Source organism: Faucicola sp. SE7633, from assembly GCF_059264685.1.
Genome location: NZ_JCADBW010000003.1, coordinates 45597 through 58758, shown reverse-complemented (window position 1 = coordinate 58758; position 13162 = coordinate 45597). Strand labels below are relative to the sequence as shown.

The window sequence follows — 13162 nt, the reverse complement described above, 5'->3', positions numbered from 1 at the left end:
GCTGATAAAAAAAGCGAGGCTTGCCCCCGCTTTTTTTGTTTAGGCTTAAAATTTATCTAAATTTGTATGTCACATCAACCAAACCATTCACGCCTTTGGCATTGTAGCCATAGACTGTGCTGTAGTCTTTGTCGGTTACGTTGTTGATACGCGCACCGATGGCTAGCACAGGGCTGACGTTATAGTGACCGCTGACATTGAGCAAGGTATAGCTATCTAATTTTTTTGCGCCATTGCCTGCGGTGCGTGAATCAACGTATTCAACCTCACCGCGCAAGGCGTATTGTGGTGTTTGATAGCCAACGTATGCCAAGGCTTGATGTTTTGGTTGGTAATCAAGCTGTTGGTTGGTGGTTTGATCTTCCACCTTTTGGTAGGTGTAACTTAGCCCCCATGCCCACAGGTCGCGTTGCCAGTCGTGGGTTAGGCTGATACCGTCGATATCAACCTTATCAGCGTTTTGCATTTGGCCGGCGTAGGTTTTAAAATCGGTGGTCACCCATTTAAGCTTATCGCGCCAGCGGCTGTGGTAAGCAGTCAAACGGCTGCTGCTGTTAGCCGTGCGGTACTCGGCAAATAATTCGGTATTTTTACTGGTTTCGGGCTTAAGATCGAGGTTTTCTGATCCAGGGTAATACAGATCAATAAAGGTTGGCGCGCGAAATCCTGTGGCGTACGCTGCACCAATCCGCCAATCGGACGCGATGCGGTAGGCCGCGCCAAGGTTGTAGGTGGTTTTGTCGCCATATTGTGAATTGTCGTCATAGCGCACATGGGCTTGCAAATCGTATTGCTCTTGGTTTAGCTGATAGCCAACAAAGCCACTGGTCACGTCACGGTCGGTTTTTTGATAATTTTTTACACCATTACCTGACAGCGATTGCTTGAGCCATTCTGCCCCACCAATCACTTGCCCCACACCGCGTTGGGCGGTTGCAAGGTTATAACCAAGCTGCAAATTGGCTTGCTGTTGTTTGGTATCAAACGTGCCACCGTTTGGCGTGATGCCATCATAACTGGTGGATTTATCGATACTTTGCCCATAGCGTAATTGCGCGCTTAGTGCATCTTGTTGATAGTCAGCATGGGTTTGCCACGCGCCGTTTTTTTGGTCGCTGTGACTATCGACAAATGGCACAGGGTTAAAGTCTGCGTCATAGCCACTGCTGTCGTAGTCGGTGGTCGAATCGGCGTACAGCAACGACGCGCCGACTTGCCATGCAGGATTTAGTACACGCTTGCCAACAACGCTAACGTTTTTGGTTGTAAAGCCGTCTTTGTCATGATAAGGCGCGAAGTTATCGGCATTGGTTGCGTCAATACCATCGGTTTTGTGATAGCCTGCGCCAAGGCTTAGGGTCGTATCACCCGTGACGTATTGCCCCACGGCATTGGCTTGGTAAGTGGACTGTGACCCTGCGCCGACTGATGCGCTCGCGCCTGTTTGGGTGGCGTTTTGTCCCTTGGTAAACACCTGAATCACGCCGCCCATCGCGTCAGCACCATATAGGCTGCTGGCAGATGCCCCATACACGACTTCAATGCGGTCAATTTGGTCAGCAGGTAGCAATGATAATGCCGCGCCGCCTGCACTGGCCGAACCATAACGGATGCCATCAATCAGCACCAACGTGCCTGTGTTGCCAAATCCGCGCAATGACACACTACTGACCGTGCCGTCACCGCCATTTTGGCGCACCACAATACTGGGTTGATGGCGCAGCGCCTCTAGCACGCTTTGCCCGCGAAAACGCGCCAAATCTTGCGCATCCATCACCTGCGTCTGGGCGATGGTGTGCGCAAGCTTGGTCGGTACGCGGCTTGCGGTAAAGGTCAGCGGTGCTAATGTCACGTTGCTGACCGTTTGCCCCTTATCATCGGCATAGGCGGTCATCGTAAGACTTGCCAAAATGCTTAGGCTAATCATGCTTGGCTTTAATATGCGATGTGTTTGCAGCCGTATCATACCCCAAATTCCCCTACTTACCTCGTACATCGGTGTAATAAACGGGTAATATTGTAAAAAATTTGTGGGCAAAAACCTAGTTGAACGCCATGCTATTTATTCAGCTGATGATGAATTTTCTTCATGTTAAAGCATTTAAATTATCGCATGCCACCAAAAAGCCCTGTAAAAAATTACAGGGCTTGGCAAACATTGGCTCAAACTGGGTGGCTATTTGCTGACGGTTGCCACTGTTTTGCCGCGTTGTAGCTGTTTGGCTTTGTCATAGCATTCATTAATGTGTTTGGTGGCAATTTTTTTGAACAACAAATAACCGATTGTACCTGCCACAATTTGTCCACCAAATGGCACAAATTTGGTGACTTGTTTGGCCACAATACGGCTACCAAAGCCTTGAAAGGTCTTTTTGGCAAGGCTGCGCGTGGCAACAAAACCTGCAAAATCCACCGCACGGTCTTTCCAACGCTCAAGCTCTGAGTCGGATTTTTTGCTCAAATCAACCTTACTTGGGTCATCAATCAAACCAAAGCGGTAGCTGATTTCTGGCAGCAGCTTGGTCAAAAGCCCTGCATCCACCGCCACATCAACCAACGGAACAGGCACAACCGCTGCCGCTGCCGACAACCGCGCCTGTTTATTGACCAGCTCCAGACACTCGCGCTTGACTTTATCCAAATCAAGGTTTGGATCGACCGATTTTGGCATTTTTTCTACGTTTGCGCTTGCCATGTTTTTTCCTCCATTACGTTTACCACAACAAAATTTCATCAGCTTTTACCTGTCTGAGTTTGACCTATGTAAAGATTTGACCTGTTTAAAATAACAGTTTTAAAGTAACAGTTCATTGTAAAACGATACCGTGTATTTGATAAGCCAAAATTTGCAAAAAATTGCACAAGTTTTGTAGTTAAAGCCAATAGGGATATACAAAACACTACATTTGTCTGTATGGCGTTTGCATTCGGCACGGTCATTGGGCAGATTTGGCACTTGTATTTTGCGCAGCGGGCACGCATGATGAAGGTTTAGCCAAGGGTTGGCCAAAAAAAATCGTTGTCTGTTTTGAGTGTTGTTTATGCTAGATTTAACGCCACGTACCACCGATGCTGCCTTGATTGCCGATTTGTGCCAACAGCTGGCGGCGAATGGCGCAAATGCTGAATTAACTACTGTTATCGCACGGATTTTGGCAGGGCGTGGGGTGGTTGATACGGCAGAATTGCGCCTTGAGCTGGGGGCGTTGCAGCCTGCGGCAGGTCTTAAAGGGCTTGAGGCGGCTGTGGCGTTGCTCGATGCGGCGATTGATGGGCAAAAACAAATTTTGATTGTTGGTGATTTTGATTGCGATGGCGCGACCAGCACGGCGTTGATGGTGCGCGTGCTGCGTGAGATGGGCGCACGGGTGGATTTTTTGGTGCCCGACCGCTTTAAATATGGCTATGGCTTGACACCACAAATTGTTGAATTGGGCATTGCGCGTTTTGCACCTGAGGTCATTGTGACGGTGGATAACGGCATTGTCAGCTATGCAGGGGTGGATTTTGCCAAAGCGCGCGGTATTGAGGTTATTATCACTGACCACCATTTGACAACGCAAAACGCCCCTGCGGCCGATGCGGTGGTCAATCCCAATCAGCTTGGTTGCCATTTTGCCAGTAAGGCCTTGGTCGGTGTCGGGGTGGCGTTTTATGTGCTGGGCAATCTTGCCAAGATACGCCGCGCGGCAGGCAAGTCATCGGCGCAGGTGAGTCGGTATTTGGATTTGGTCGCGCTCGGTACAGTGGCGGATGTCGGCGTGCTTGACCACAATAACCGCATTTTGGTGCATTATGGTTTGCAGGCGATTCGCGCTGGGCGTTGCTGTGTTGGGATTTTGGCGTTGCTTGAGCAAGCAGGGCGTGACGCGCGCCAAATTACCGCGCAGGATTTTGGTTTTATCATCGCGCCGCGTATCAATGCAGCAGGGCGCATGGAGGATATGCGTATTGGCATTGAGTGCTTGCTTGCCGATGATTGGGGCACAGCCCAGCAGCTGGCTCACCAGCTTGACGCACTCAACCGCCAACGCCGCCAAGTTGAGCAGCAGATGCGCCAGCAGGCAGACGGTCTGCTTTATGATATCCGCCAACACGCTCCTACCCGTCATGCCAGTTCGTCAAGCCATTTGCGCAGTTTGGTGCTGTATCAAGATGATTGGCACCAAGGGGTTATCGGTATTGTTGCAGGGCGGCTAAAAGAAGCCTACCATGTGCCTGCGATTGTGTTCGCGCCTGCCGATGTCAATGCGGTCGGTGATGATGACGCGATTAAAGGCTCGGCGCGGTCGATTGCAGGCATTCATATCCGCGATATGATTGAGCGCATTGCAGAAGCACAGCCCGATTTAATCAGCCATTTTGGGGGGCATGCGATGGCGGCAGGGCTGACGCTGCCTAAGCGCAATTTTGCCGCGTTCAAAACCGCGTTTGACAGCCTCATGGGTGAGTTGCCGCCTGATACGTTTAGTGAGACGCTGTACAGTGATGGGGCATTACCCGTGGCGGCGTTTGATGTGCGTTTTGTCCAGTATTTGCACAATTTGACGATTTGGGGGCATGGTTTTGCTGCGCCTGTGTTTGATGGCGTGTTTGTGGTGCAAGATTATCGTGTGTTAAAAGAACGTCATGTCAAGCTGTGGCTGTGCCCAGCCGATTCACCAACCACACTTAGTTTGGAGGCGATTTGGTTCAATGCCGATTTTGGTAAGCTACCTTTGACCCAAATTGCCCGTGGCATTAGCCGCGTGCAGGTACTTTATGAACTTGACGACAACGCATACAATGGACAACATCGGGTGCAGCTGATGATCAAAAAAATCGCCTTAATCTAAGAATATCTTTAAAATGATGACTCAGATTGTCGCTAAGATTGGAAGTTGGCACGCTCGCATGGGTGAAAGTTCTTCAGATTACCTAAGCCGTGTTAAATCATAATTAGGCAATAGCGAAAAGGTCGAATTTTACCGCCAATATTTAACCGAACTTGGGTTTAAAAACTAAACAAAAAATAACAATTTTTTATGATATTTAAATAAAATCAAATTTTATTTATTGATAGATAAGGGAACTATTATGTTGAAAAAAGCTTTAATTATCGCACTTGCTTTATCTAGTACAACCTATGCTGTAGGTGCAGAAAATAGGGGTAGAATACAAGCTCAAGGTAAACAACCATTGGTAGAAAAATCGTCTGCATGGAACTCAGCTACTCCAATTACTGCTGAATATGGTTTAGCAAAATTAGATACTGTTTGGAACTCATTGTCTTCCGCTGAAAAAAAAGAACGTCTTAATGCCTATGATTGTGCCAAAAAATTCATTCAAAGTGCTAAGGCTTCTGGTGGAGTATCTGCCCCTGTTAGTAAAACTTGTCAAGACCCTAATAGAAAAGACCCAACTGCTCGCATTGATATTGAAGTAATCGCAGGACAAGCTTTTAAATAACAAATTTAGTAAGGTAAATTTATGAAATCATTAGAATTATGGCAATCCGTTAATGCTGATAGACAATGGAAAGAGTGGTTAAATAAAAAAGGCAATGATGGTACGCTAATTGATACAGACGATAATGTGAGTTTTATTGATACAGAAACCAAGAAAGCGGTAAAAATCACTTATGAGCCGAATGGGAAACATGAATTTGAGCATTGGAATAGTGATTTTGATAGTGATGAATACAAGATAGATGTTTTAAATATTGTTTTTAGTAATATTGAAAAAGCAAAATCTGAACTTCCTAGCATTTTATCAAATTTTAATAAAAACTAGGTCAAGTTTATGACAACCACAGGGCGTTAGCATTTGCACATTATTTGTAAAGCAAATGTATTACAAACTCATGCCTTTATCTTGATTTGGGTTTAGTTCCTTTTGGATTTCCCTAACAACTTGGTGAGTAAATCGTTCTGTTGTCTTTTGGTGTTGGCTAGTTTCTCGTTCTCGCTGTTCAATCGCTCGTTCTATGCGGTCAAATTGCGATTGACTGCTGCCGATCGCTGTATTTGTTGTGATTGATTGGTGTGCTATGAAAATGCGCTGACCCTTGTTAGCATTGGCTGTAATTGACGGTTACATCCACCGTTGGGATTTTTTCAATTTCTACCAAGTCGCCAAGCGGTGTGTTTAGGTCTGCGTCAATGACGGGCTCTAGTACGTTGATGGCAAGCCCGCCCATCGCGGTTTCTTTGTACTTTGCCATCATATCAAGCCCTGTGTCTTTCATGGTTTTGATGGCTTTGTCCAATGACACGACGTGCTGACCGTTGCCTTTGAGGGCAAGGCGTGAGGCGTTGATGGCTTTGATGGCCGCCATGGCGTTGCGTTCAATGCACGGCACTTGCACCAAGCCTGCGATGGGGTCACAGGTCATACCCAAATGGTGCTCAATGCCGATTTCTGCCGCGTTGGCGCATTGGGCAGGCGTGCCGCCCAGTACATGGGTCAGGCCTGCCGCTGCCATCGCACACGCTGAGCCGACCTCACCTTGACAACCGACTTCCGCGCCCGAAATCGAGGCGTTTTCTTTGATGATAATACCTATTGCCGCTGCGGTGAGTAAAAAGTCCTCAATGCCTTGCACACTATAATTTGGACAAAAATCGCGATAATAGTGCATGACCGCAGGCATCACCCCTGCCGCGCCGTTGGTGGGTGCGGTGACGACGCGCCCACCGCTGGCGTTTTCTTCATTGACTGCCAAGGCATACAGATTGACCCAATCCATCACCGCCAACGCATCATTGAAGGCCTTGCGGCTATCAGCGGCAGATAGCTGTTGGTAAATTGCTTTGGCGCGCCGCTGCACATTTAGCCCACCTGGTAAAATGCCATCGTTGTGGCAACCGTCATTGACGCAATCTTGCATCACCTGCCAAATCGCCATCAAGCCCTCATGAATCGCCGCATCGGACAAATTGGCGCGTTCATTGGCGCGGACGATATCCGCCATGCTCATGCTGTGTGTTTGGCACAATTCAAGCAGCTGCTTGGCCGTGCGAAATGGATACGGCACGGGTTTTGCCACGCTGTCAATCACGGGCGCGTCGGCGCGTGCTTCTTGCTCAGTCATGACAAAGCCGCCGCCGATGGAATAATAGGTGTTGTGGTGGCGCAGCGTCTCGCCATGCCATGCCGCCAGTGTCAAGGCATTGGGATGATACGGCAACGCCTCCATGCCGTTGAGTAGCAAATCACGGTCGGGGTCAAACGCGATGGTATGCTCGCCTGCCACCTTCAGCGCATGTTTGGCATAAATATCGGCAATTTTTTGCCCAATGGTTTTGACCTCGGTGGTTTCGGGGATTTCACCCATCAAACCCAGCATAACGGCGATGTCACTGCCATGCCCACGCCCTGTTGCGCCCAGTGAGCCGTAGAGCACTGCCTCAATGCGCGTGACTTGCGCCAGCACGCCTGCTGTGCGCAGTTCGGCAATAAACAAGTTGGCGGCTTTCATCGGCCCGACGGTGTGCGAGCTTGATGGCCCGATGCCGATTTTAAATAAGTCAAAAATGCTAATCACGTGCGATTCTCTATTCAATTAAGCCAATTTAATTTAAGGCAATCCTTGCCGCAAGTTGGTTGCACAGGTGGCGGTTTAATTGGCGCCGATTATAGCAAAATCCAGCCGCCAGCATAAGCGATTTTATCGGCGGATTGGGCGGTGTGGCGTGGTGGTAACGCCAAACAACGCCCAATCAAAATCACAGCTTAATTCGCCCCAACCACGCTAACCGCCCATTTTGTCCCAATCAATCACTTGTAAAATTTTTTAATGGTTTAGGTTTAAGTAAAGTTACAAATCCGCCGCAGGATGACGGATGACGCACGACATATTCTGACTTATAATAACCCCGTACAATAACCCATCGTTGCCGAATTTTGCCGTTACTTTTAAAAACTTTAATTTAGAAAACTAAACCATCATCCCATGAGCAAAGCGCAAGACAACAACGCCACCGCGACCACCGCGCGCCAATGGCAAATTTTGTCCCAACTTGACCGTAAACGTTGGCTGGGTACGGCGCATATCAAAGAACAGCTGGATTTGATGGGCTTTGATATCAGCCTGCGTACCATTCAGCGCGACCTAAATGCCCTTGCTGAGCGTTTTCCGATAGAAAAAAACCACACCAACCCACAAGGCTGGCGTTGGCGTGAGGACGCGCCGCTACAAAGCTTGCCACACATGACGCTATCGCAAGCGGTGGCGTTTAGCATGGTCAAAGACAACCTCACCCACCTGCTGCCGCCTGCGGTGCTTGATGAGCTGATGCCGTGGTTTGACTTGGCAAGCCGCCAGCTCAAAGACAGCAAGGTGGCAAATACATGGCTTGATCGCGTGCGGATTTTGTCCGCCAATCAGCCGTTGATCGCGCCTGCGGTCAAGCGTGAGGCAAAAGAGGCGGTATACGACGCGCTGTTTCAAAATCGCCAGTTGGTTGCCTGTTATAAGGCACGCGGCCGCGAGCAAGCCAGCGAATACGTGCTCAATCCTTTGGCGATCGTGCAGCGCGGTGTGGTGATTTACCTGCTTGCCAGCCGCCAAGACAAAGCCCCCGCTGATATCCGCTATTTTGCCCTGCACCGTTTTGACAGCGCGCACGTCAGCGATCAGCCTGCCACGCTGCCTGAGCATTTTAATCTTGATGACTATCTAAACTCAGGCGCGATGGGGTTTGCGTTTCCGTTGTTTGAGCAGCTCAAAACCGCCAGCCCAACGGGCGATAATAGCCGCAACGAGCCACCAAGCGTGGCGGTGCATTTGATTTTTGCGCCCACGGCAGGTACAAGCTTGCTAGAAAGCGCGCTTAGCACCGACCAACGCACGTGGGAGGACAATGCAGGCTTACACGTGGCTGCAACGGTCAATTTGACATCGCAGCTGGTTTGGTGGCTGCGCGGTTTTGGTAAGGGCTTGCGCCATATCGAGCCGCCGATTTTGGCAGCGGCGGTGCGTGAGACGGATGTCAATCAAGCATCAGCCACAGTAACTGACGACTAACCAGTTTTAGGATTGATGTTAAAATTTTTTAACAAATAGAGCATAGACGATGAACGCAAACGACCGACACACAAAAGACGCAAACGACAAAGAGTTAAGCGACGAAAATTTAAACCAAGACCAACCAAGTCACGTCAATCAGCCAGATCCGCTACAGGCAAAAACACAAGCGATCACCGAAGGCGAAACTTTGGTCAAAACCTCAAAACCCAAAACCGAGCCTGACAGCACGCCTGCGCCGACCGTCACGCCATCGTTTATTCCTGCGCCGCCTGACATTGTGTACAGCGATTTGCGCGATGAGACCACGTTTGCCACGCCCGTTAAGCCCAGCACCCTGCCCGTCAGCCAGCCACTGCCTGAGCCTGTGCTACACAATGCGCTTGCCGAGCCGCTAAGCACCGAACGACTTACCCCCACACCGACTGACACGCCAACACATACCCGCTTTATCCCCACTCAGCCGCCAAGCGCGTTTATCGGTGATGGGCTTGCCAGCGATGAGCATTTGGTCAAAACCCACAAAGCCGATGCCATCACCGATGCCAGTATTTTGGCAAACAGCCATCAGCGGGTGCTTGGCGACCCGCAAAAAATTGCCGACGCACGCGGCCAGCCCATTGAGCACATCGGGGTTACGCTTAAGCAATGGCTTTTGACCGTCGCATGGCAACGCACCCACATCCGTCAATCCAAGTTTTTTGGTTTAAAACATACCACACAAACGGTGGATTTGGACTTGTCATGCCTGCTATGCAACCGTTATGGCGAGGTCATCGAGCGTGTGTGGTTTAAAAATGTCCGCGACCACACCGAGGCGGTGCGCTATTTGGGCGATGAACTCCTTGGCGACGCGCCCCCATCCGACCCACGGCCAGATGACACCCTCAAAGCCGATGAGCGCACCCGTTTTATCCCCGACAACGGCAGCCATCAAGAGCGCATGGCGATTTTGCTGCCACGCATCGCGCCTGCGGTGTTTCAGCTGGTGTTTGTGGTGTCAAGTTATGGCGATTATGGACTGGCACAAGCGCACAGCGGCCGCTGTCAGCTTGCCGACGATGAGGGCAACGAGATTAGCAGCGTTGATTTGACGCGTCTGCCTACTGAATGCCGCGCGTTGTGGCTAGCGACGTTAAGCCGTTCGGCCGATAGCTGGCGGTTTCGTCAGGAGAATTTACCGCTTAAAATCAGCAAAAAAGTCTCACTTGAGCACGCGGTCAGCGAGCATTTGGTACGCGCAGCAAAATAATGGCTTGATGACCATTTAGCGCGCGCATTTTTTGGCCAACATTGCCCTCCAACTGTTCTCTAGGCAATCAATCGCCAGCCAACGCTCGACGACATCGGCAGGCAGCTTACCCGTTTGGTTGGCAAGCTGCCACAGCGTCGCCAAATCGGCAAACGCATACGGACGCGCGACCAGATACACGGGCAAACCTGCCGACAACTTGCCAGCTTGCGCCACTTGAAAATACCAGCCTGCGATGCCCTGCTGGCTGATAAACGAGGCCACCTCATAACGCCCAAGCTGATCATTGATTTTAAAACAGGGGCGGCGCGGCTGTACGATGCGCAATTTGACGCTACTTGCGTCATCCTCACCAAAACGGTACACATCGCCAATGCAGACGTTGCGCTCTTGCATGGGCTCATCGGGTGTGATGACGGTCAAGTTTTCGCCCAGCGTACCCACGGCAACATCCATATCAAATGCTGCGTTGATTTTGGCGTAGGTTGTCACGGGCATTTGGTGCACGGCTTTGAGGTGACCGCCGTGATGCTTGCGGTCGGCTTGCTCATCGGTCACAAGGCCCAAATAATTCACCCCAACCTCGCCTGTGACAGGGTATTTGTTAATCGCGCTGAGCTTATCACGGGCAAAATAATCCGCCTTGCCTGCGCGCACCTCCTGCAATGTGCCGACCAAATGTGGTAGATTTTGGTTATTTTGCATTTTTTAATCCTCTGATTTTGCTTAAATTTTTATGGCGTGCGTGGGTCAAACGCATCGCGCAATGCCTCACCAATAAAAATCAGCAGCGACAGCACCAACGTCAGGCTAAAAAACCCTGCCAACGCCAGCCACGGCGCATCAAGGTTATTTTTGCCCTGCGCAATGAGCTCACCCAGCGACGGCGATCCTGCTGGCAAGCCATAACCCAAATAATCCAGTGTGGTCAGCGCGGTGATGTTGGCGGTCAAAATAAACGGTAACTGCGACAAACTTGACGACATGGCATTGGGCAAAATGTGGCGACGCATGATGGCATAATCCGACGCGCCCAACGCCCGTGCGGCCAGCACATAATCAAAATTACGCGCGCGCAAAAATTCAGCCCGCACCAACCCCACCAGCGCTTGCCATCCAAACAACAACATCAGCGCAAACAGCCAATACACGCTTGGGCTAAATAAGCTAACCAAAATCATCATCATAAACAGCTGCGGTAAGCCGCCCCACACCTCAAGCAGCCGCTGCCCAAACAAATCCACCTTGCCGCCATAGTAACCCTGCAACGCGCCGATGGCAATGCCAATCAGCGAACCTACCAGCGTCAGCGCCAACCCAAACAGCAACGACACGCGCAGCCCATACAACACCCGTGCCAGCACATCGCGCCCTTGGTCATCCGTGCCCAGCCAGTTTTGCGCGTTGGGCGGCGCAGGATACGGCTCAAGGCGCGACACCGCAGGCGTTTGGTCGGCATAAGCAATGGGTGGCATCTGTAAATAGCCGCGCTCATTGATAAGCGCTTGCACGGCAGGGTCTTGGTAGTTGGTCGCGGTCTCAAACACGCCGCCAAACGTGGTTTCAGGGTAGGTCTTTAGGACAGGAAAATAATAACGCCCGTCATATTTGACCCACAGCGGCTGGTCATTGGCCAGCAAATTTGCGCCCAAACACACCGCAAAAATCAGCGCAAACAGCCACAACGACACCCAACCCACACGGTTACGCCGCAGTCGTGCCAATCGCTGTTGCCAAATCGGTGAAAATCGCCGCACACGCCATCCTTTTTACAAAACATTACTGGCTATCAAAATCAATCCGTGGGTCAATCAGCTGATACATGATATCGCTGACCAACTGCAACACCAACCCAAGCAACGTAAAAATAAACAACGTGCCAAAAATCACGGGGTAATCGCGCTGCACAATCGCCTCAAACCCAAGCCGCCCCAACCCATCAAGGTTAAAAATCACCTCAACCAAAAAATTGCTGCCAAAAAACATGCCAACTATCGCCGCAGGTAAGCCTGCAAGCATAATCAACATGGCATTGGCAAACACATGCCCGTACAAAACGCGGCGTTCGCTCACACCTTTGCTACGCGCGGTCAGCACATACGGCTTGCCAAGCTCCTCTAAAAAACTAAACTTGGTCAGATACGTAAGCCCTGCAAAGCCGCCCACCGTGCTTGCCGTCAGCGGCAACACCAAATGCCAAAAATAATCCTTGATGCGCGCCCACAGTGGCAGCTGCGCCGCATGCTCAGCATGCAAGCCCTGTAGCGGAAATATCTGCCAAAAACTGCCCCCTGCAAACAACACCAACAGCACCACCGCCAGCACAAACACAGGCACCGCATAGCCCACCGCCAGCAGCAGCGCTGAGAGCTTGTCAATACGCCCTTGGTGGTGCACCGCTTTATAAATCCCCAGCGGTATGGACACGGCATAAATCAGCAACGTAGACCACAGCCCCAACGATATTGACACCGGCAGCTTTTGCCAAATCAAGGCGGTGACAGGTTGCCCCTTAAAAAACGACTCACCAAAATCCAACTGCGCGTACTGGCGCAGCATGTGCCAAAAACGCTCGGGCGCAGGTTTGTCAAAGCCGTATTGCGCTTTAATCGCCTCCACCATCTGTGGCGATAACCCACGGCTGCCTTGATAGGTCGTTGTGGCAAGTTGGGTTTGTGTCGCGCCCGTTTTTTGTGCCGCCTCAACTTGGGCAATTTTTTGCTCAACCGGCCCGCCGGGGGCAGCTTGCACAATGACAAAATTGGTCAGCAAAATCAAAAACAACGTCGGTACGATGAGTAGCAGGCGTTTGATGATATAGCTTAGCATAGGCAACACATCACGGGGCTAAAACTGCATTGTAACAGGTTTTTAAATCCGCTTAAAACCACATACGCCATCGG

At 50.5% G+C, this 13162-nt stretch carries 11 protein-coding genes; 5 read left to right on the top strand and 6 right to left on the bottom strand.

The features are described from left to right. Nucleotides 1-52: 52 nt before the first annotated feature. The gene (locus tag AC5L4R_RS01925) at nucleotides 53-1927 is read right to left on the bottom strand and encodes a TonB-dependent receptor plug domain-containing protein (protein ID WP_494472115.1); all 1875 of its coding nucleotides are present in this window, start codon (nucleotides 1925-1927) and stop codon (nucleotides 53-55) included. Nucleotides 1928-2176: 249 nt separating this feature from the next. Next, nucleotides 2177-2695, bottom strand: coding sequence for a hypothetical protein (locus tag AC5L4R_RS01920; protein ID WP_494472114.1), 519 nt, complete (start codon nucleotides 2693-2695; stop codon nucleotides 2177-2179). A 346-nt stretch (nucleotides 2696-3041) separates the two neighbouring features. On the opposite strand from AC5L4R_RS01920, the gene recJ reads away from it, so the two are divergent. The 3 genes from recJ (at nucleotide 3042) to AC5L4R_RS01905 (ending at nucleotide 5772) form a co-directional block, all read left to right on the top strand. Next, nucleotides 3042-4835, top strand: a complete 1794-nt coding sequence (recJ, locus tag AC5L4R_RS01915; RefSeq protein ID WP_494472113.1) for a single-stranded-DNA-specific exonuclease RecJ — start codon at nucleotides 3042-3044, stop codon at nucleotides 4833-4835. Between the two features lie 241 nt (nucleotides 4836-5076). Beyond that, nucleotides 5077-5448, top strand: a complete 372-nt coding sequence (locus AC5L4R_RS01910) for a hypothetical protein (RefSeq protein WP_494472112.1) — start codon at nucleotides 5077-5079, stop codon at nucleotides 5446-5448. A 21-nt stretch (nucleotides 5449-5469) separates the two neighbouring features. Next, nucleotides 5470-5772, top strand: a complete 303-nt coding sequence (locus tag AC5L4R_RS01905; protein ID WP_067235111.1) for a hypothetical protein — start codon at nucleotides 5470-5472, stop codon at nucleotides 5770-5772. Between the two features lie 277 nt (nucleotides 5773-6049). Here AC5L4R_RS01905 and AC5L4R_RS01900 read toward each other — a convergent pair whose 3' ends face one another. Further along, entirely contained in the window at nucleotides 6050-7525 is a 1476-nt protein-coding gene (locus AC5L4R_RS01900; protein ID WP_494472111.1) for an L-serine ammonia-lyase, read from the bottom strand. 408 nt (nucleotides 7526-7933) lie between these two features. Here AC5L4R_RS01900 and AC5L4R_RS01895 point away from each other — a divergent pair, with 408 nt between their 5' ends. Beyond that, nucleotides 7934-9007 carry a helix-turn-helix transcriptional regulator gene (locus tag AC5L4R_RS01895; protein WP_494472110.1) on the top strand — a complete coding sequence of 358 codons (1074 nt, stop codon included), beginning with the start codon at nucleotides 7934-7936 and terminating at the stop codon, nucleotides 9005-9007. Nucleotides 9008-9056: 49 nt separating this feature from the next. Then, on the top strand, nucleotides 9057-10259 hold the full coding sequence (locus tag AC5L4R_RS01890) for a TerD family protein (protein ID WP_494472109.1): 1203 nt from the start codon (nucleotides 9057-9059) through the stop codon (nucleotides 10257-10259). A gap of 15 nt (nucleotides 10260-10274) precedes the next feature. On the opposite strand, the gene AC5L4R_RS01885 is transcribed toward AC5L4R_RS01890, so the two are convergent. Genes AC5L4R_RS01885 through yejB form a run of 3 tightly spaced genes read right to left on the bottom strand, consistent with a single transcriptional unit; the run spans nucleotide 10275 to nucleotide 13088 of the window. After that, nucleotides 10275-10964: an MOSC domain-containing protein gene (locus tag AC5L4R_RS01885; RefSeq protein WP_494472108.1), complete on the bottom strand. Its 690-nt coding sequence runs from the start codon at nucleotides 10962-10964 to the stop codon at nucleotides 10275-10277. Nucleotides 10965-10993: 29 nt separating this feature from the next. Beyond that, nucleotides 10994-12016 carry an ABC transporter permease gene (locus AC5L4R_RS01880; protein WP_494472107.1) on the bottom strand — a complete coding sequence of 341 codons (1023 nt, stop codon included), beginning with the start codon at nucleotides 12014-12016 and terminating at the stop codon, nucleotides 10994-10996. A 22-nt stretch (nucleotides 12017-12038) separates the two neighbouring features. Then, on the bottom strand, nucleotides 12039-13088 hold the full coding sequence (gene yejB, locus AC5L4R_RS01875) for a microcin C ABC transporter permease YejB (protein WP_494472106.1): 1050 nt from the start codon (nucleotides 13086-13088) through the stop codon (nucleotides 12039-12041). Between the last annotated feature and the right edge of the window lie 74 nt (nucleotides 13089-13162).

Bases quoted from the DNA above. Each gene is read 5' to 3' on its own strand.
- yejB (WP_494472106.1), bottom strand. From the start codon at position 13,088: ATGCTAAGCTATATCATCAAACGCCTGCTACTCATCGTACCGACGTTG.
- AC5L4R_RS01885 (WP_494472108.1), bottom strand. From the start codon at position 10,964: ATGCAAAATAACCAAAATCTACCACATTTGGTCGGCACATTGCAGGAG.
- AC5L4R_RS01920 (WP_494472114.1), bottom strand. From the start codon at position 2,695: ATGGCAAGCGCAAACGTAGAAAAAATGCCAAAATCGGTCGATCCAAAC.
- AC5L4R_RS01910 (WP_494472112.1), top strand. From the start codon at position 5,077: ATGTTGAAAAAAGCTTTAATTATCGCACTTGCTTTATCTAGTACAACC.
- AC5L4R_RS01905 (WP_067235111.1), top strand. From the start codon at position 5,470: ATGAAATCATTAGAATTATGGCAATCCGTTAATGCTGATAGACAATGG.
- AC5L4R_RS01925 (WP_494472115.1), bottom strand. From the start codon at position 1,927: ATGATTAGCCTAAGCATTTTGGCAAGTCTTACGATGACCGCCTATGCC.
- AC5L4R_RS01895 (WP_494472110.1), top strand. From the start codon at position 7,934: ATGAGCAAAGCGCAAGACAACAACGCCACCGCGACCACCGCGCGCCAA.
- AC5L4R_RS01890 (WP_494472109.1), top strand. From the start codon at position 9,057: ATGAACGCAAACGACCGACACACAAAAGACGCAAACGACAAAGAGTTA.
- recJ (WP_494472113.1), top strand. From the start codon at position 3,042: ATGCTAGATTTAACGCCACGTACCACCGATGCTGCCTTGATTGCCGAT.